The 17,940-nt window shown below is 61.7% G+C and carries 13 protein-coding genes and 1 pseudogene; 9 read left to right on the top strand and 5 right to left on the bottom strand.

The window, feature by feature from the left end; all coding sequences use genetic code 11:
- Positions 1 to 154 (top strand): annotated as a pseudogene (locus HMPREF9371_RS13970) (signal peptidase); the annotation flags it as partial.
- A 64-nt stretch (positions 155 to 218) separates the two neighbouring features.
- Here HMPREF9371_RS13970 and recQ read toward each other — a convergent pair.
- On the bottom strand, positions 219 to 2,027 hold the full coding sequence (recQ, locus tag HMPREF9371_RS10495; RefSeq protein ID WP_009120128.1) for a DNA helicase RecQ: 1,809 nt from the start codon (positions 2,025 to 2,027) through the stop codon (positions 219 to 221).
- Between the two features lie 143 nt (positions 2,028 to 2,170).
- On the opposite strand from recQ, the gene HMPREF9371_RS10490 reads away from it, so the two are divergent.
- The 4 genes from HMPREF9371_RS10490 (at position 2,171) to HMPREF9371_RS10475 (ending at position 4,343) form a co-directional block, all read left to right on the top strand.
- Entirely contained in the window at positions 2,171 to 2,602 is a 432-nt protein-coding gene (locus tag HMPREF9371_RS10490) for a surface-adhesin E family protein (protein WP_009120127.1), read from the top strand.
- 82 nt (positions 2,603 to 2,684) lie between these two features.
- Positions 2,685 to 3,014 (top strand): hypothetical protein, encoded by a 330-nt coding sequence (locus HMPREF9371_RS10485; RefSeq protein WP_009120126.1) that lies wholly within the window; start codon positions 2,685 to 2,687, stop codon positions 3,012 to 3,014.
- Between the two features lie 4 nt (positions 3,015 to 3,018).
- Entirely contained in the window at positions 3,019 to 3,468 is a 450-nt protein-coding gene (locus HMPREF9371_RS10480) for a DUF192 domain-containing protein (RefSeq protein ID WP_009120125.1), read from the top strand.
- Between the two features lie 218 nt (positions 3,469 to 3,686).
- Entirely contained in the window at positions 3,687 to 4,343 is a 657-nt protein-coding gene (locus HMPREF9371_RS10475) for a tellurite resistance TerB family protein (protein WP_009120124.1), read from the top strand.
- 63 nt (positions 4,344 to 4,406) lie between these two features.
- Here the strand turns inward: HMPREF9371_RS10475 and HMPREF9371_RS10470 are convergent, their stop codons facing one another.
- The 3 genes from HMPREF9371_RS10470 to HMPREF9371_RS10460 all read right to left on the bottom strand — a co-directional run bounded on the left by HMPREF9371_RS10470 (position 4,407) and on the right by HMPREF9371_RS10460 (position 7,807).
- Positions 4,407 to 5,768, bottom strand: coding sequence for an amidase family protein (locus tag HMPREF9371_RS10470; RefSeq protein ID WP_009120123.1), 1,362 nt, complete (start codon positions 5,766 to 5,768; stop codon positions 4,407 to 4,409).
- 87 nt (positions 5,769 to 5,855) lie between these two features.
- Positions 5,856 to 6,797: a cyclase family protein gene (locus HMPREF9371_RS10465; protein ID WP_009120122.1), complete on the bottom strand. Its 942-nt coding sequence runs from the start codon at positions 6,795 to 6,797 to the stop codon at positions 5,856 to 5,858.
- A 215-nt stretch (positions 6,798 to 7,012) separates the two neighbouring features.
- Positions 7,013 to 7,807, bottom strand: coding sequence for a thiazole synthase (locus HMPREF9371_RS10460; protein WP_009120120.1), 795 nt, complete (start codon positions 7,805 to 7,807; stop codon positions 7,013 to 7,015).
- 161 nt (positions 7,808 to 7,968) lie between these two features.
- Between HMPREF9371_RS10460 and HMPREF9371_RS10455 the strand changes: the two genes are divergently transcribed.
- A complete protein-coding gene (locus tag HMPREF9371_RS10455; RefSeq protein WP_040661140.1) occupies positions 7,969 to 11,001 on the top strand; it encodes a valine--tRNA ligase in 3,033 nt (1,010 codons plus the stop codon).
- A gap of 224 nt (positions 11,002 to 11,225) precedes the next feature.
- Here the strand turns inward: HMPREF9371_RS10455 and HMPREF9371_RS10450 are convergent, their stop codons facing one another.
- Positions 11,226 to 13,265, bottom strand: coding sequence for a M3 family metallopeptidase (locus tag HMPREF9371_RS10450; protein ID WP_009120118.1), 2,040 nt, complete (start codon positions 13,263 to 13,265; stop codon positions 11,226 to 11,228).
- 270 nt (positions 13,266 to 13,535) lie between these two features.
- Here HMPREF9371_RS10450 and HMPREF9371_RS10445 point away from each other — a divergent pair, with 270 nt between their 5' ends.
- From HMPREF9371_RS10445 to pstC, 3 genes are all read left to right on the top strand, one after another.
- Positions 13,536 to 15,362 (top strand): BCCT family transporter, encoded by a 1,827-nt coding sequence (locus tag HMPREF9371_RS10445; RefSeq protein ID WP_009120117.1) that lies wholly within the window; start codon positions 13,536 to 13,538, stop codon positions 15,360 to 15,362.
- 121 nt (positions 15,363 to 15,483) lie between these two features.
- Positions 15,484 to 16,788, top strand: a complete 1,305-nt coding sequence (locus tag HMPREF9371_RS10440) for a M16 family metallopeptidase (RefSeq protein WP_009120116.1) — start codon at positions 15,484 to 15,486, stop codon at positions 16,786 to 16,788.
- A gap of 189 nt (positions 16,789 to 16,977) precedes the next feature.
- Positions 16,978 to 17,937 carry a phosphate ABC transporter permease subunit PstC gene (gene pstC / locus HMPREF9371_RS10435; protein ID WP_040661136.1) on the top strand — a complete coding sequence of 320 codons (960 nt, stop codon included), beginning with the start codon at positions 16,978 to 16,980 and terminating at the stop codon, positions 17,935 to 17,937.
- The last annotated feature ends 3 nt before the right edge of the window (positions 17,938 to 17,940 follow it).

The following is a 17,940-nucleotide window of genomic DNA, read 5'->3' as shown; positions in this document are numbered from 1 at the left end:
CAGCCTGAGACCTTTGCAAAACCCCCATCTGCGGCGCATTTCTGCGTTGTGTGCTGCTCGCTCGCTTGCCTATCTATATGATATGTCTGCACTCGCTGCGCTGCTACGCCTTGAACTGCATCCACATCTGAGGGTTTTGCAAAGGTCTCAGCCTCATGAAGAATGGGCGTGGGGCCGCTTCAGGCTACCTGAAAACCTGATTCATCATTGTCGTAGCTTTATTCTTCCGCCCACAAAGGCAGGCATACCGCCAAAATATCGGCACCGAATTTGTCGATTTTCGCCTCGCCCAAGCCGTAAATCTCATGCAGCGCGGCGAGTGTGTCCGGCCGTTGCTGCACGATGTCCTGCAGCGTGCGGTCGCCGCAGATGATGTAGGCCGGCACGTCGTCGGCTTTGGCGCGTTCGCTGCGCCATTGGCGCAGGGCCTGCCACACGCGTTCTTCGCGTTCGGTGCGCAGCCATTGCTCTTTCGGCAGGCGGGTGGCCGCTTTTTCGCGCTTGAGCGGCCGCAGCATTACCGTCTGCTCGCCTTTGAGCACGGCCACCGCGCTTTCGTTCAGCCGCAGGGCATGGTGGTTGAGCGGGTCGGTGTTCAGGTAGCCCAAGCCGATGCATTGGCGGACCACGCCGCGCCATTCTTTGTCCGACAGCTGGGCGCCGATGCCAAAGGTGGAGAGTTGGTGGTGGCGGTTGTCGCGTATCCAGTCTTCCGTTTTGCCGCGCAAAACATTGATCACATAGCCGGCGGCAAAGCGCTGGCCGACGCGGTAAACGCAGCTGAGCAGTTTCTGCACCAGTTCGGTGGCATCGAAGCGCACCGGCGGGTGCAGGCAGTTGTCGCAGTGGCCGCAGGGTTGGCTGCTCTGGCCGAAATGCTGCAGCAGCGGCACCCGCCGGCAGCCGGCGGTTTCGCACACGGCAAACATGGCGTCCAGTTTTTGCAATTCGATGTTTTTCTGGAAGTCGTCGCTGTTGCCGCTCAGAATGCGTTCGCGCAACAGGGCGTAATCGTTGAGGCCGTAGCAGAGCCAGCTGGCGGCCGGCTGGCCGTCGCGCCCGGCGCGGCCGCTTTCCTGATAAAAGTGTTCGATGCTCTGCGGCATATCCAAATGGGCGACAAAACGCACGTCGGGTTTGTCGATGCCCATGCCGAAAGCCACCGTGGCCACAATAATCACCCCGTCTTCGTGGGTGAAGCGGCGCTGGTGCTCGCTGCGGGTTTCCATGCTCAGGCCGGCGTGGTAAGGCAGCGCGTGGTGGCCGCTTTCGCGCAGAAAAGCCGCCACGTCTTCCACTTTTTTGCGGCTCAGGCAATACACAATGCCGCTTTCGCCGCGCGGCCGGCTGTTGAGAAAATCCAGCAGCTGCTTTTTGCCGTTGTTTTTTTCGATGACTTGGTAATACAGATTCGGCCGGTCGAAGCTGGCCACAAATTCGGCGGCCTCTTCCAGGCGCAGATAATGGCGGATGTCGGCCCGGGTTTCGGCATCGGCGGTGGCGGTGAGCGCGATGCGCGGCACATCGGGATAGCGCTCGGCCAACAGGCCCAGTTGGCGGTATTCGGGGCGGAAATCGTGCCCCCATTGGCTGACGCAGTGTGCTTCGTCGATGGCAAACAGGCTCACCCGCGTGTGGTCGAGAAAGCGCAGGAAACGCTCGGTGACCAATCTTTCTGGTGAGACATATAAGAGCTTCAGGTAGCCTTGTTCGATTTCGTCGGCAATCCGCCTCACTTCTTCCGCCGGCACTCCGCTGTGCACGCCTGCCGCCGCCACCCCGGCGGCGCGCAGGCTGGCCACTTGGTCGTCCATCAGCGCAATCAGCGGCGACACCACCACCGCCACGCCGTCGCGCATCAGTGCCGGAATTTGGTAGCACAGCGATTTGCCGCCGCCGGTGGGCATCAGCACCAGCAGGTTCTGCCCGCCGGCGAGCGCCGCCACAATCTCGGCCTGGCTGCCGCGGAAAGCCGGGTAGCCGAATACATCGTGCAAAACGGAAAGGGCGTGGGAATCGGGCATCATGTGTCTGGGAAAAAGCGTCGGGCGGCGCGGCGGTCATGCCGCCGCCGATTGGGCTATAATGGCGCGGATTCGATTGCGCCTGCCGCCGAGTGCCGCAAAACGCGGTATTTTATAGCGTTTGCAGGCTACCTGAAAGGAAAGTCATGAAAACCCTGCACCTCACCGCCGCCGCTGCGGTCCTGCTGCTGGGCGCCTGTACCGTGATGCAGCCGGCCAATCCCGCTTTGGGCGGCAGCTGGCAGGACATCGGCACCAGCCCCAACGGCAATGTCAGTCATGCCATCGACACCGCCAGCATCCGCAGCCAAAACCACAGCGCCACCTTCCGCGAACGCATTACCGTGCGCGATCCGGCCAAAGAACACTACATCAACACCCCGCGCTACAAATCTGCGGTCAACGAATGGCAGATGGACTGCCGCGCCCGCACCTACCGCCTGCTGGGCGTGCAGATGTTTGATGCCGCCGGCAATGTGCTGGCCGCCCACCGCTACACCAATCTGCGTGCCCAGCCGGTGGTAAAGGGTTCGGCCAGTGGCAACCAGTTTGAGAAAGTGTGCCGTCAGGCGCTGTAAAAACGGCTGTCCGGCCCGTTCCGTTTTCAGGTAGCCCGTTGCTGATGATGCCGGTTGCCTGAGCCTTTTTTCAGGAGAACCCATGATGTCCCGTGTGACTGCTTTTTGTTGCCTGCTGCTGGCCGCCGCGCCGGCACTGGCCGATCAATCCGCGGCCCAAACCGAGCTGCTCAGCGCCCAAATCGCCTATCAGGAAGCGCTGAAAGCCCAAACCGACTATACGGCCAAAGTCGGCACACTGCGCCAGCGTCTGCAGACAGTGCAGGCCACCATCCAGCAAAAACAGGCCGAAGCCGCCCGTTTGCAAAGCGAGTTGAACGAAGCCGATGTGGCCGCCCAGCAGGCCGGCAGCACCTTGGAAGCCGCCGGCCGCCGTTTGGATGCGGCTTGGACGGCTGTGCACGGCCGCTAAATCCATGCGTCGGCGTTTTCGCACAGCGGCGGCGGTATGGGCTGCCGGTCTTTCTGCCGCCGCTGCGGAGCCGCTGCCCCAGCTTGACTTGCCGCGCACCACGCTGACGCTCAACGGCCAGGCGGCCGAGGTGCAGATGGCTGCCGACGAGACCTCGCAACAAATCGGCTTGATGTACCGCCGCCGTATGCCGGCCAACGAAGGCATGCTGTTTGTGTTCGACCAAACCGCCGTGCAATGTTTGTGGATGCGCCACACGCCTCTGCCGCTGACTGCGGCTTTTATCCGCGAAGACGGCCGCATTGCTTCGCTGCACGATATGGTGCCGTATTCCACCCGCATCCATTGTTCGCCCGAGCCGGTGCGTTATGCGCTGGAAATGAACCGTGGCTGGTTTGCCGGGCACGGCATCGGTGTCGGCCATCTGGTGCGGGGTTTGCCGGTTTTCAGGTAGCCTGAGAGCGTGTCATCAGAAAGCGTGCGAAGCGGTTTGGCAAGGCCGCAGGCAGGATTGCTAAGCGCCAATACCGCCGCAAGGCTTTATGGCGGCCGGCCTCAGAACAAAGTTATGTAAAGCCGTTTCCAAGCGGCTTGTTTCTTTGTCCGTGCCCCCATGTGTGCAGGCACTGTTATTTTCCGCCACGCGCGTATCACCACTTCAGGAGGTCTCCCATGGATTTCAACAAACTGCTCAACCAAGTGTTGGGTTCCGTACACGGCGCCGGCAAACCGGCTGCCCGTTCTTCCGCCAACCCGAAAGATCTGTTGATGAAAGTGGGCGGTGCCGCCGCCGCCAGCAGCCTGCTCTCCGGCATATTGAAAAAGAGAAACACCCAAAAATGGGCGCGTGCCGGCTCGATGGCCGCTTTGGGTGCCTTGGCCTACCACGCCTATCAAAACTGGCAGAGCCAAAAGAATAACCAAAACCAGCCGGCGGCGGCCGCTGCGCCGCTGCCGCCTTCGGCATTCGAGCCCAGCGGCGCCGCCGCCGAAACCGCCGGCCGCGTGATTTTGCGCACCATGATTGCCGCAGCGGCTGCCGACGGCCTGATCGACGATGAAGAACGCCGTCTGATCAGCAGCGAGGGCGGCGATGATCCCGAGTTGCAGCAATGGCTGGCCGCCGAGGCCGCCCGTCCGGCCACGCCCGCCGAGATTGCCGCCGAAATCGGCCAAAACACTGCTTTGGCTGCCGAAGCCTACTTGGCCGCCCGTATGGTGTGCGGCGACTTGGCACGCAAAGAAATCGTGTTCCTGTCACAGCTCTCCCATGCGCTGAAGTTGGACGAGGCGCTGGTGGACAATCTGGAACAGCAGGCCGGTTTTTAACATCCGCTGCACAAAAAACGAACGGTTCGGCCGTTCGTTTTTTATTGCTTGTTTGCAAAGGTCTCAGCCTGCTTCGGCCAGCAGCCGCTCTGCCGCCCGGGCTACCTGAAACAGCCGTTCGTCCTGCCCCGGTGCTGTTGAGAGCATCAGCCCGACCGGCAGACCTTGGGCGCTGAAGCCGATCGGCAGAGACAGGCTCTCGGCATCCAAAAAATTAAACAGGCTGGTATTGCGCAAAACCAAAAGATTGATGCGGTGGTAATGCGCGGCATCGCTTTCCAGCGGGGCGAGCAGCGGCGGCACCTCCGCCACCGTCGGCAGCAGCACGATGTGGTGCGGATAACGCTGCCACAGACTGTGTTGCAGACGCCGGCGGATGTCGTGCAGGGCCACATAATCCGTTGCACTCATGCTTTTGGCGCGGAACATGCGGTCGAGCACGCGCTGGTCGATCAGGCGGCCGTCGGCACCGGCCAGCACCTTGCGGTGGAAATACAGCGATTCGGCGGCGGCAAATGTGCCGTGTTCGGCCACCGCGGCCATGACGGCATCGAATTCGGGAATGTCTGCCCGGCAAACGGCCGCGCCGGCCGCGGCCAAGCCTTGTAAGGCTACCTGAAAAGCCGAGCGGACGGCATCCTCGGTGTCTGCCCACAAAGCCGCATTTTCCGGCACCAGCAACGATATTTCCCGCCAATCTGCGCCTTGCAGCAGCCTGCTTTCGCGGCCTGAGAGCAGGTTGGCGGCGTCGTAGCAGTCTTGCACGCCGGCCGCAATCGGCCCGACTTCGTCCAGCGTGGTGGAGAGCGGAAACACCTGGCGCTGGTCGAAACGGTGGCGCGAAGGCTTGTAGCCGGTGAGGTGGTGGAAGGCGCTGGGAATGCGGATGGAGCCGCTGGTGTCGCTGCCCATGCTGAAGGCGCACAAGCCTGCCCGCACGGCGGCGGCACTGCCGCTGGAAGAGCCGCCGGGAATGCGCCGCTTGTCGAAAGGGTTGGGCGGCGTGCCGAAAGCGGGGTTGATGCCCAGCCCCGAATAGGCCAGCTCCGACAAACCGGCTTTGCCGATGTTCACACCGCCGGCGCGGCCGAAAGCGGCCACCAGCGGCGCATCGGCTGCCGCCGGCGGACGGTGGCGGTAGGCCGGCGAGCCGGCGGTGGTCACGCTGCCGGCCACGTCGAACAAGTCTTTCCACACACAGGGAATGCCGTCGAACAAACCCAAGGGCTGTCCGGCCTGCCAGCGGCGGGTGCTGGCGGCCGCTTCGCGCAGGGCGCGTTCGTCAAAAACATCGGTGAGGATGCCGCGCGGGCTGTCGGCACAGCGGGCCAGAATCTGTTCGGTAAGGATTGAGGGCGTGGTGTCGCCGTGGCGGAACGCGTGGTGTAAGGCGCGGATGGTGTAGGGAGGCGCTAAGGGCATCATGGGCGTACCTGGGTCGGTGCCGGTTGTGCAAAGGTTCTGGCAGGTGCGGCAGGCGAAAACGCCCGCCAAGGCGGGCGTGGCACGGCGTTAAGCCGTTTTCTTCATCGGGAACACCACCGGCTGAATGGGGGCGCCGGTGGAGCCGACTATCGGCATGGCCCGGCCGATGAAGGCCGTTTCGTACACTTCGTCTTTGGCCAGTTCTTCCAAGTTCATCACCTCGATAATCGGCACGCCGGCCTCGGCAAACAGATAGGTGTGCACGGGGAAATAATTGTCCGGCTCGACCGAAGGGCCTTGCTCGAGTGCGATGTTGTCGGCGCCGATGATCATGGCGCCCAAGCCCACCAGAAATTCGGCGCCTTCCAGATTGAGGCCGGGCGAGTTGGTGAGATAGGCTTCGCGGTCGGGCCATACCGTCATCATGCCGGTGCGGATCATCACGATGTCGCCCTGGCGGATGGACACCTGCTGGCGTGCCAGGGTGGCTTCCAAATCGGCGCGGCCGATGCCGTAAGACGGCGGCAACCTGTCCACGCCTTTGGTGCGCGCCACATCGAGCAGCACGGCGCGGGCGCAGATAATCGGAAACTGTTCGGCCCCGCATTTGAGCCAATGGCGGCTGCCCAAATGTTCGGCTTGGGTATAGCCGTTCCACACGGTGTCTTGGTAGCCGAAGTGGTTGAGGGTGTCGATGTGGGTGCCGCAGTGGGTGTACATGGAAATGGCGTCGCCGGAGTAGCCGATCAGTTTTTTGCCGGCCAGGGTAACGTCCAGCAGGTCGTCGTTGACGTTGCCCGAAGGGGTGTGGGTCATCCAGATTTGGAAGGGCGGATCGCCGGCGGCCGACCAAGAAGGCATGCCGATGAAATATTTCACCGAAATATCGTAAGAGCGGCTCGGATCCAAAGCCTCCATCACTTCACGGCGGCTGTCGTCGGTAATCCAGTTGAGGCGGCCGATTTGGTCGTCCGGGCCCCAGGGGCTGGGTTTGATTTTGAGGCTGCGCGGCAAATGGAAATCACACATATCGATTCTCCTTACGGTCTGCGCGGCAGGAGTGCCGCTGCAGCCATTATGGAGAAGGTGCGCCGCAGCAAAATCAGCAATTGTGCACCGAATCGGCAGCAAAACGGCAATGGATAAGAATGGGTTTCAACTACAAGCGCAGCGGCATATCCGGGGGCCTTAGAAAAGTTTTCAGGTAGCCTGAGGCTACCTGAAAAGCATGCCGAACACCTCGCTCAGTATTCTTCGCTGTGCCAAAACGGCTGCCCCACGGTGGGCGTGCTGGCGCGGGCGTGGCGGTGCGGCTGCACGGGGTCGGACAAATAGGCGGCCCGGCCGGCGGCGGTGGCTTGGGCGAAAGCGCGCGCCATCGCCACCGGATCGCCGCTGCGCGATACCGCGGTGTTGAGCAGTACGCCGTCGAAGCCCCATTCCATTACCTGCGCCGCCTGCGAAGGCAGACCGAGGCCGGCGTCGATGATCAGCGGCACATCGGGCAGCCGCTCGCGCAATACCTGCAGCGCATAGCCGTGCACCACGCCCAGCCCGCTGCCGATGGGTGCCGCCCACGGCATCAGCGCTTCGCAGCCCGCATCCAGCAGACGGCGGCAGGCAATCAGGTCTTCCGTGCAGTAGGGTAGCACTTTAAAGCCTTCGTCAATCAGGATTTTGGCCGCTTCCACCAGTTGGAACACATCTGGCTGCAGGGTGTCGTCGTCGCCGATCAGCTCGAGTTTGATCCAGTCGGTGGCGAACACTTCGCGCGCCATGCGGGCGGTGGTCACCGCCTCCTGCACGCTTTGGCAGCCCGCGGTATTGGGCAGCACCGGCACGTCCATCTCCTGCAGTAGCGCCCAAAAGCCTTGGCCGTCGGTTTCGGCGGCGCTGCCGGCGCGTCGCAGGGAAACGGTGATCATCGCCGGCTCGGCGGCGGCCACGGCCTGGCGCAGGATTTCCGTGCTCGGATAGGCCGCGGTGCCCAACAGCAGGCGGGAGGGAAAGGTTTGGCGGTAAAGAGTCAGCTCGGACATGGTGTGCTTTCAGGTAGCCTGTGCGGCGAAAGGCCGCATTATAGCCCGCCGGGCAGCGCTTGATCACCACTCGGGCGCAGCATGCCGGCTTTCAGCCAGCCCGCTTTCTCCGATATAATCCGCGCATTTTTCTGATTTTCCGCATCGAGACCGTTTCAGCCATGCTCAATAAATATAACCCTGCCGAAATCGAGGCTAAACACTATCAAAACTGGGAAGCCGCCGGCTATTTCCAGCCGCACATGCAGCCCGGCAGCGAAGCCTTCTCCATTCAGTTGCCGCCGCCCAATGTCACCGGCACCCTGCACATGGGCCACGCCTTCAACCAAACCATTATGGACGGCCTCACCCGCTATTACCGCATGCAAGGCCGCAATACCTGCTGGGTGCCCGGCGCCGACCACGCCGGCATCGCCACCCAGATTGTGGTGGAGCGCCAGCTGGGCGAACAGGGCGTATCGCGCCACGACTTGGGCCGCGCAGCCTTTTTGGAAAAAGTGTGGGAATGGAAGCGGCATTCCGGCGGCACCATCACCGAACAAATGCGCCGCATGGGCTGCTCGGCCGACTGGAGCCGCGAGTATTTCACCATGGACGACACCCGCGCCGCCGTGGTCACCGAAGTGTTTGTGCGCCTGTATGAGCAGGGCCTGATTTACCGCGGCAAGCGTTTGGTGAATTGGGATCCCGTGCTCGGCACCGCCGTTTCCGATTTGGAAGTGGAAAACGTGGAAAGCGACGGCCATATGTGGCACATCCGCTATCCGCTGGCCGACAATCCCGCCGAGAGCGTTACCGTGGCCACCACCCGCCCCGAAACCCTCTTGGGCGACGTGGCCGTGGCCGTGCATCCCGAAGACGAACGCTACCGCCATTTGGTCGGCCAACAGCTGGTGTTGCCGCTGACCGGCCGCACCATTCCCGTGATTGCCGACGAATATGTAGACCGCGAATTCGGCAGCGGCTGCGTGAAAATCACCCCCGCCCACGATTTCAACGACTACCAGGTGGGCAAAAACCACGACACCCTCCTGATCAGCGTGTTGGATTTGCAGGCGCGCATCCTGCCCGAAGCGGAAGTGTTCGATTTCCAAAGCCGCCGCCACAGCGGCATTGCCCTGCCCGCCGCCTACGCCGGCCTCGACCGCTTTGAGGCGCGCAAACAAATCGTGGCCGATCTGAGCGCGCAAGGCTACCTGAAAGACACCAAGCCGCACAAACTGATGACGCCCAAAGGCGACCGCACCGGCTCGGTAATCGAACCCATGCTCACCGACCAATGGTTCATCGCCATGAACGCCAAGCCCGCCGGCGGCGAGCCCGACAGCGAATTTGCCGGCATGAGCCTGGCCGAAAAAGCCAAACACGCGGTGGACAGCGGGCAGGTGAAATTCATCCCCGAAAATTGGGTCAACACCTACAACCAATGGATGAACAACATCCAAGACTGGTGTATCTCGCGCCAGCTGTGGTGGGGCCATCAGATTCCGGCTTGGTACGATGCGCAAGGCCGTTGTTATGTGGCGCATGACGAATGTGATGCCTATTGGCAGGCATTCTCCAGCCGTTACGAAGAACGGCAGCAGCAAGGCCGCTTGGAAGAGGCAGACTTTGCGCTGATGTCAGATTGGATGCGCATTGTGGAAGTATTGGGGCGCACCCGTATGCCCGGCGCCAAGGAGCAGGGACAAACCCGGCAGCAAATTTTGGCAGGCTTGAGCCAGCCGGTGGCCGAAGCGATGGCCGCCTGCCGTGCCCAAGGTATTGTGCTTACCCGCGATGAAGACGTGCTCGACACCTGGTTTTCCTCGGCCTTGGTGCCCTTCTCCACTTTGGGCTGGCCGCAGCAAACCGACGAATTGAACGCCTTTCTGCCCTCTTCCGTGTTGGTGACCGGCTACGAAATCATCTTTTTCTGGGTGGCGCGCATGATCATGATGACCACCCATTTCACCGGCAAAGTGCCGTTTAAAGACGTGTATATCCACGGCATGGTGCGCGACCACGAAGGCAAGAAAATGTCGAAATCCGAGGGCAATGTGATTGATCCGGTGGATTTGATCGACGGCATCGGCCTGCCCGAACTCTTGGCAAAACGCACCACCGGCCTGCGCCGCCCCGAAAAAGCCCCCGAAGTGCGCCGCGCCACCGAGAAGCTGTTCCCTGAAGGCATTCCCGTGTTCGGCACCGATGCCCTGCGCTTCACCATGGCCAGCTACGCCAGCCTCGGCCGCAGCATCAATTTCGACTTCAAACGCGCCGAAGGCTACCGCAACTTCTGCAATAAAATCTGGAACGCCACCAACTTCGTGCTGATGAACACCGAAGACCAAGATTGCGGCCAAGACGAAAGCCAGCCCTTGGCCTACAGCTTTGTCGATCAATGGATCATCGGCCGCTTGCAGCAAACCGAGGCGGCGGTGTCGGCAGCCTTCGACACCTACCGCTTCGACCTGGCCGCGCAAACCCTGTATGAATTCGTGTGGAACGACTTCTGCGACTGGTATTTGGAGCTGGCCAAAGTGCAGCTGCAAACCGGCTGCGAGAGCCGCCAGCGCACCACCCGCCGCACCTTAGTGCGCGTGTTGGAAGTGGTGCTGCGCCTGCTGCACCCCATCATGCCCTTCATCACCGAAGAGCTGTGGCAAACCGTTGCCCCGCTGGCCAATGCCAAACACAGCGACAGCATCATGACGGCGGCCTGGCCGGTGGCGGACGAAGAAAAAATCGTGCCCGCCGCCTTCGAGCAGATGGCGGTCCTGCAGGAGCTGATCGGCGCGGTGCGCAATCTGCGCGGCGAAATGGGTTTGGCGCCGAGCGTGAAAGCCCCGCTGTTTGTGGAGGGCGGCAGCCATCTGGAAGGCTACCTGAAATACCTGCCGGCCATGGCCCGCCTCAGCGAAGCCAAGCTGGTGGCGCAGCTGCCCGACAGCGAAGATGCGCCGGTGGCCGTCTGCAACGGCGCGCGCCTGATGCTGAAAGTGGAGATCGACAAGGCCGCCGAAACCGCCCGTTTAAACAAGGAAGCGGAAAAACTGCAAAAAGCGCTCGACAAGCTGAACGCCAAACTGGGCAAGCCCGGCTACACCGAAAAAGCCCCCGCCCATCTGGTGGAAAAAGACCGCGCCGAATTGGCCGATCTGAACGGCAAAATGGAAAAAGTGCAGCAGCAGCTGGCCAAGTTGAGAGACTGATCAAATCTTGCCTTCCGGCAAGGCAAAGGCTACCTGAAAGTGTTCAGGTAGCCTTTTTTCCCTTAGGGCGGGACGGTAAAGCAAACCCGCCGTCGGCGCACAATGCAGAAACGTGCTTCAGATGGATGGCAATGGTTTCAGCATCGGCATGTAGGCGGCACCTATCAAGCAACAGGCTACCTGAAATCTTTCAGGTAGCCTGTTTGCTGCTTGGCGCCGTTCACTTAGGCCGCTTGGTCAAAGCCGCTGTGGCGCAACAGGGCGTCGATTTGCGGTTCGCGGCCGCGGAAGGCTTTGAACGATTCGGCGGCGGGACGGCTGCCGCCCATGGCCAGGATTTCGTTCCAAAAGCGGGCGCCGGTGGCGCGCACGTCGTCGCTTTCTTCAAAGGCGGCGTAGGCGTCGGCACTCAGCACTTCGGCCCAGGCGTAGCTGTAATAGCCCGCTGCGTAGCCGCCGGCGAAGATGTGGCCGAAGCTGTTGGCGAAGCGGTTGAAAGCGGGCGGCTGCACCACCGCCACTTCGGCGCGTACTTCGTCCAGAATTTCCGCCCAGCGGCCGCCTTCGGCGGCATCGGCTTCGCGGTAGATGCGCATGTCGAACAGGGCGAACTCCATCTGCCGCACCATAAACAGGCCGCGCTGGAAGTTTTTGGCCGCCACCATTTTGTCGAACAATTCGCGCGGCAGGGTGCGGCCGTCGTCTTCGTGGGCCGACATACCGGCCAGCACCTCGTATTCCCACACGAAGTTTTCCATAAACTGGCTGGGCAGCTCCACCGCGTCCCATTCCACGCCGTTGATGCCGGAGACGCCGAGTTCGTCCACGCGGGTGAGCAAATGGTGCAGGCCGTGGCCCATTTCGTGAAACAGGGTGAGGATTTCGTCGTGGCTCAGGCGCGCGGGTTTGCCGCCCACCGGCGGGGTGAAGTTGCACACCAAATAGGCCACCGGGGTTTGGATTTGGCCGCTGCGGCTGCCGGAAACAAAACGGCGCCGGCCGCGGTAGTCGTTCATCCAGGCACCGCCGCGTTTGCCTTCGCGGGCGTAGAGGTCGAGATAAACGCCGCCGATGATGGCGCCGCCTTTTTCCAGCTCGAAATAGCGCACGTCGGGGTGCCACACCGGCACGGTTTTTTCCATCAGATTCACGCCGTAGAGGCGGTGGATTTGCGCAAACAGGCCGGCCAGCACTTTATCGGCGGGGAAGTATTTTTTCACTTCGGTTTCGCTGAAGGCGTATTTGGCCTGGCGCAGCTTTTCGCTGGCGTAGGCCAAATCCCAGGGCTGCAGGTCGGCGATGGTCAATTGCTCGCCGGCAAAGGCGCGCACTTCGGCCAGGTCGCGCTCGGCAAAGGGTTTGGCGCGGCGGGCCAGATCGCGCAAAAAGGCCAGCACTTCATCGGGCGAATTCGCCATTTTGGTGACCAGCGACAATTCGGCGTAGTCGGTATAGCCCAAGAGTTCGGCCTCGGCGCGGGCGATGTGCAGGCGGCGGCCGATGTTGGCGGTGTTGTCCCATTCGGGTTTGCCGAATTCGCTGGCGCGGGTGACGTAGGCGCGGTACACCTCGGCGCGCAGGTCGCGGTCGTCGGCATACTGCATCACAGCCAGATAATGCGGCATTTGCAGGCCGATTTTGTAGCCGCTTTTGCCTTCGGCCTGAGCGGCCGCGGCAAACATGGCCAAGGCGTCTTCAGGTAGCCCCTGCAGGCGCTGCCCATCCTCGAAATACAGGGCGAAGGCATCGGTGGCATCCAGCACGTTTTGGCTGAACCGGGCGCCCAGTTGGGCGCCTTCGGTTTGCAGGGCGGCGAATTCGGCCTGTTGTTCGGGCGGCAGCTCGGCGCCGCTGAGCACGAAGTCGCGCAAATCGTGCGCCAGCTTGGTTTGTTGGGCGGGATCCAGGCGCTCGTAGGCGGCGGAGGCGCGGATGGCTTTAAAGCGTTCGTACAATTCGATGTCTTGGCCGATTTCGGTGAAGAATACGGTGACTTCGGGCATCAATTCGTTATACACCGCACGCAATTCGGGGGTGTCCACCACCGAGTTGAGGTGGGCCACCACGCCCCAGATGCGGCCGACGCGCTCGGTAACGTCGGTGAGCGCCTCCACGGTATTGATCCAAGTAACATCGCTTTGGGCCTTGATGGCGGCAATGGCGGCGCGCGCTTCGGTCATGGCGCTTTGCATGGCGGGGCGGATGTCGGCCACGGCCACGGCATCGAAACGGGGTTCGTCGGCAAGATGGAGCAGGGTATTCATGGGTCGTCTTTCGTGCGGAATAAAAAATCAGAGCGGCAGATAGGGGCGGCGGGCCGCTTTCACAAGTTTCAGGTAGCCGGCTGGGGGTGAGTGGCTGGCTGCCGCCGTTTGCGGGCGGGCCATTTTAAACGGCGGTCGCGGGCAAATTTAATAGCTTATTTTTATCAAATTTTATAAATAATTAAATTATGCTATAATTTGCCTCTTTTTTGTTCAGACGCTTCTCGGCGCCTGTCCGATTTCAGCCACGAAAGGAAACCTCAAACCGGTATGTCTCATCATGCTTCCGACCGCCCGATTCAGGGCCCCAAGCGCCCGCAGGCCGCCCATTTGGGCACCTTCAATACCGACGGCAATTTCTATCCGCACGGCCGGTCCGAGCAGGCCGATACCCGCATCGACACATTCACCTTTTTCGGCGTGCTGCTGATTCTGCTCGGCGTCACCCTGCCGCTTCTGGTGTTTCCCGAACAGGGCGCGGCTTGGGTAGCGGCGGCCAAAAGCTTTGTGACCGACAATTTCGGTGTGGCCTACCTGGCTTTCGGCGTGCTGGCGGTGCTGTTTGTGCTCTACATCGCGTTTTCCGACATCGGCAACATCAAGCTGGGCAAGCCCGCTGACGACATCGAGTTCAAAACCGGCTCGTGGGCGGCGATGATGTTTTGCGGCGGCATCGGCGCCAGCATTTTGTACTGGGGCATTGTGGAGTGGATGTATTACTACCAGTCGCCGCCGTTTGGCTTGGAGGCCGGATCGCCGCAGGCGGTGCGCTGGGCTTCTACCTACGGCCTGTTCCACTGGGGGCCGGTGGCGTGGTCGATTTATCTGGTGCCGGCGATTCCGATTGCTTATTTTGCCCACGTGCGCAATTCGCCGGTATTGAAAGTGAGCCAGAGCCTGATGCCCTTAATCGGCGAGAAATGGGCGAAAAGCAACTGGGGCAAGCTGGTGGACATCTTTTTCGTGTTCGGCATGATCGGCGGCGGTGCCACCACGCTGGGTTTGGCTTCCCCGCTGATTACCGACGGCCTCACTGCCCTTGTGGGCACGCCCAATAATATTTGGATGCAGTTGGCGGTGTTGCTGGTGACCACGCTGATTTTCGCTTACAGCGCTTATCAAGGCATGCGCGGCGGCATCCAGATGCTGTCGAATTTCAATTTCTATCTGGCGCTGGCTTTTTTGGCTTTTATTCTGCTGGCCGGGCCGACCGTGTTTATTCTGAATGTGGGCTTGGAATCGCTGGGCCGCTCACTCAGTCACCTGCCGGATATGATGACCTGGCTGGAGCCGTTTGGTGATTTTGACGAGCACGGTTTCCGCAAAACCAATTTCCCGCGCGATTGGACGGTGTTCTACTGGGCGTGGTGGCTGGTGTTTGCGCCGACCATGGGTTTGTTTATCGCCAAAATTTCCAAAGGCCGCACCATCAAGCAAATGGTGTTCGGTGCCCTCTTTTTCGGTTCGCTCGGCTGTGCCGTGTTCTTCATTATTTTGGGCAACTACGGCCTGTGGCTGCAGCTTTCAGGTAGCCATGACGTGGTGGCGGTATTGAACGAACAGGGCGCCACGGCCGCCATTTATGCCGTGCTGCACACCCTGCCGATGGCCAAATTGGCGATTGCCGTGTTTGTGGTGCTGGCCGTGATTTTCACCGCCACCACGTTCGACAGCATTTCCTATATTCTGGCCTCGGTGGTGCAGCGCGAAGTGGACGGCGAGCCGCACCGCTGGAACCGCCTGTTTTGGGCCTTTGCGCTCTGCCTGATGCCGGCCGCGCTGATGTTTCTCGGCGGCCTTTCCACTCTGCAGACCGCGTCTATTTTTGCCGGTGCGCCGCTCTTGGTGATCATGGTGCTGTTGATGTTGTCGCTGATCAAAGCCGCCCAGTACGACCTGCATTACCAGCCGGATTATTCCCTGCACACCATCCACATCGAAGAAGTGCCCGACAATGCGCCGTGGGAGAAGGGCCGCACCTCGCAGGCGCCCGAAGGCTCGGTGTTGGCGCAGCAGGCCGAATACGCCGAAATCCGCGAACAGCAGGAGCAGGAACAACAGCGCGACCAATCCGCCGCCCCGCCGCCCGCAAGCTGACATTCGGTCGGCGTACCAGCAGGCTCTGCCCTTCGGCGGGGCCTGCGCCTTGTCCGAATACCGTGTTCCCCGCTATAGTGGGCACGTTCGGGCTACCTGAAAGCCATTGTTACCAGGAATCATGATGCAGAAACTGTTTCCCTTATTGTTTGCCGCCCTGTTGCCGTTGGCCGCGGCGGCGGAATCCGTCCCCATCCAGCGCTGGCAAACCGCCGACGGCACCCGCGTGCTGTTGGTGGAACGGCACGACAACCCGATTGTGGACATCCATATTGCCTTCGACGCCGGCAGTGCGCGCGACCGTGCCGACAAAATCGGCGTGGCCGGTTTCACCGCCGCCCTGATGGACGCCGGCACCCGCCGTCTCGACGAAGAAGCCCTGCACGAGCGCGGCAGCGATTTGGCCGTCAGCCTCGGCAGCTACGGCGGCACCGAGCGTGCAGGCGTGGCCCTGCGCAGCCTGTCCAAGCCCGAAGTGCTGGCGCCCGCCGTGGCCCTGATGCGCGATATTCTGGTGGAACCGCGCTTCGACCCTGCCGTGTTGCGCCGCGAGCAAGACCGTGCCGTGGCCTCGTTGAAGCAAAACCTCACCCGCCCCGAGTATCTGAGCCAGCGCGCCGCCGCCGAGCTGAACTACGGCGCCCATCCCTACGGCTTCGCCGCCCGCAGCAGCGAGCGCAGCATCCGCGCCGTCAGCGTGGCCGATATGCGCACTTTCCACCGTCGCCACTTCACCCGCCGCAATGCAGTCATCGCGATGGTCGGCGATCTCGACCGCAGTCGCGCCGAAGCCATTGTGGCGCAGCTCACCCGCGATCTGCCGGTAGGCACCGCCCTGCCCGCCGTACCCGCGCCGACCGAGCGCAGCGGCGGCCAGCGCCATCTGCCCCACCCCGAAAGCCAAACCCACATCCGCCTCACCCTGCCGCTGATCCGCCACAACGACCCTGACTACTACCCGCTGCTGGTGGGCAACTACATCCTCGGCGGCGGCGGTTTCGACAGCCGCCTGATGCAGACCCTGCGCGACCGCCACGGCTACACCTACGGCGTGTCTTCCGACCTCGCGCCGATGCGCCAGCCCGGCCCCTTCAGCATCAGCTTCGCCACCGAGAAAGCCAATGCCCAAGCCGCCTTGGCCGCTACCCGTCAGGTATTGGCCGATTTCATCGCCCAAGGCCCCACCGAGGCCGAGCTGGCGCAGGCCAAAGCCAATCTGGTGGGCAGCTTCCCCCTGCGTTTCGACACCAACGCCGAGCTGACCGGCTATCTGATTCAAATCGGCTTCGGCAATCTGCCCGACGATTTCCTCACCCGCTATCCCGCCGCCGTGGCCGCCGTCAGCACCGAAGACATCAGGCAGGCTTGGCAGCGGCGCCTGCAGGCGGAGAAACTGAATACCGTGACCGTCGGCGCGCCCCAGTAAAGCCGCCACCACCAACCAAACCGACAACAGGCTACCTGAAGGCTTTCAGGTAGCCTGTTTGTTTGGCTTGGCAGCGGCGGGAATCTGTTTTCCCGCTTTGTCATGCTGCTGCAACAATTGTTGCCTACACTGCCGCCGTCTTCTCTGCAGCCCCGGCTGCGTAACCGTTTCACGAAAGGCGGCTTTCTCATGGACACCCTGCAATCCGACAGACTCAGGCAGCAAGGCCTGTACGACCGGTTGTTTGTCGGCACCACGCGGCTGTTTGCGCTGCTGGTGCTGGCCAGCTTGGGCGGGATTCTGATTTCGCTGGTGCTGGGCGCGCTGCCGAGCATGCGCACCTTCGGCCTGGGTTTTTTCACCTCTTCCGATTGGGACACGGTGCAGGGCAGCTACGGCGCCTTGGCGCCGGTGTACGGCACGCTGGCCACCTCGGCGATTGCGCTCTTGATTGCGGTGCCGGTGAGCTTCGGCATCGCGGTGTTCCTCACCGAATTGTGCCCGCTGTGGCTGCGGCGGCCCTTGGGCATCTGCGTGGAATTGCTGGCGGGGATTCCGTCGATTATTTACGGCATGTGGGGCCTGTTTGTGTTTGCGCCGGTGTTTTCCGAATACATCCAGCCGTTTTTTATCCAAACCTTCGGCCGCCTGCCGCTGGCGGGGGTGCTGTTTCAGGGCGCGCCGATGGGCATCGGCTTGTTTGCCGCCGGCCTGATTCTGGCGGTCATGATCATCCCGTTTATCGCTTCGGTGATGCGCGATGTGTTTGAAATCACGCCGGTGATGCTGAAGGAGTCCGCCTACGGCCTGGGCAGCACCAAATGGGAAGTGGTGCGCCATGTGGTGCTGCCCTACACCAAAACCGGCGTGGTGGGCGGCATCATTCTCGGCTTGGGGCGCGCCTTGGGCGAAACCATGGCGGTGACCTTTGTGATCGGCAACACCTTCAACATCAGCCCCAGCCTCTACCACTCGGGGGTGTCGATTACCTCGGCGCTGGCCAACGAATTTGCCGAAGCGGTGGATCCGCTGCACCTGTCTTCGCTGCTGTATCTGGGTCTGATTCTGTTTGTGATTACCTTTGTGGTGCTGTGTATTGCCAAACTGATGCTGCTGCGGATGCAGCGCAACGAAGGGCGGCGGCATTGAGGC

The sequence above is a fragment of the Neisseria shayeganii 871 genome, from assembly GCF_000226875.1.
Taxonomy (GTDB): domain Bacteria; phylum Pseudomonadota; class Gammaproteobacteria; order Burkholderiales; family Neisseriaceae; genus Eikenella; species Eikenella shayeganii.
This window is presented reverse-complemented; position numbering and strand designations above follow the sequence as displayed.

Coding starts and splice junctions, on each gene's coding strand:
- recQ (WP_009120128.1), bottom strand. CDS start 2,027: ATGATGCCCGATTCCCACGCCCTTTCCGTTTTGCACGATGTATTCGGC.
- HMPREF9371_RS10490 (WP_009120127.1), top strand. CDS start 2,171: ATGAAAACCCTGCACCTCACCGCCGCCGCTGCGGTCCTGCTGCTGGGC.
- HMPREF9371_RS10485 (WP_009120126.1), top strand. CDS start 2,685: ATGATGTCCCGTGTGACTGCTTTTTGTTGCCTGCTGCTGGCCGCCGCG.
- HMPREF9371_RS10480 (WP_009120125.1), top strand. CDS start 3,019: ATGCGTCGGCGTTTTCGCACAGCGGCGGCGGTATGGGCTGCCGGTCTT.
- HMPREF9371_RS10475 (WP_009120124.1), top strand. CDS start 3,687: ATGGATTTCAACAAACTGCTCAACCAAGTGTTGGGTTCCGTACACGGC.
- HMPREF9371_RS10470 (WP_009120123.1), bottom strand. CDS start 5,768: ATGATGCCCTTAGCGCCTCCCTACACCATCCGCGCCTTACACCACGCG.
- HMPREF9371_RS10465 (WP_009120122.1), bottom strand. CDS start 6,797: ATGTGTGATTTCCATTTGCCGCGCAGCCTCAAAATCAAACCCAGCCCC.
- HMPREF9371_RS10460 (WP_009120120.1), bottom strand. CDS start 7,807: ATGTCCGAGCTGACTCTTTACCGCCAAACCTTTCCCTCCCGCCTGCTG.
- HMPREF9371_RS10455 (WP_040661140.1), top strand. CDS start 7,969: ATGCTCAATAAATATAACCCTGCCGAAATCGAGGCTAAACACTATCAA.
- HMPREF9371_RS10450 (WP_009120118.1), bottom strand. CDS start 13,265: ATGAATACCCTGCTCCATCTTGCCGACGAACCCCGTTTCGATGCCGTG.
- HMPREF9371_RS10445 (WP_009120117.1), top strand. CDS start 13,536: ATGTCTCATCATGCTTCCGACCGCCCGATTCAGGGCCCCAAGCGCCCG.
- HMPREF9371_RS10440 (WP_009120116.1), top strand. CDS start 15,484: ATGATGCAGAAACTGTTTCCCTTATTGTTTGCCGCCCTGTTGCCGTTG.
- pstC (WP_040661136.1), top strand. CDS start 16,978: ATGGACACCCTGCAATCCGACAGACTCAGGCAGCAAGGCCTGTACGAC.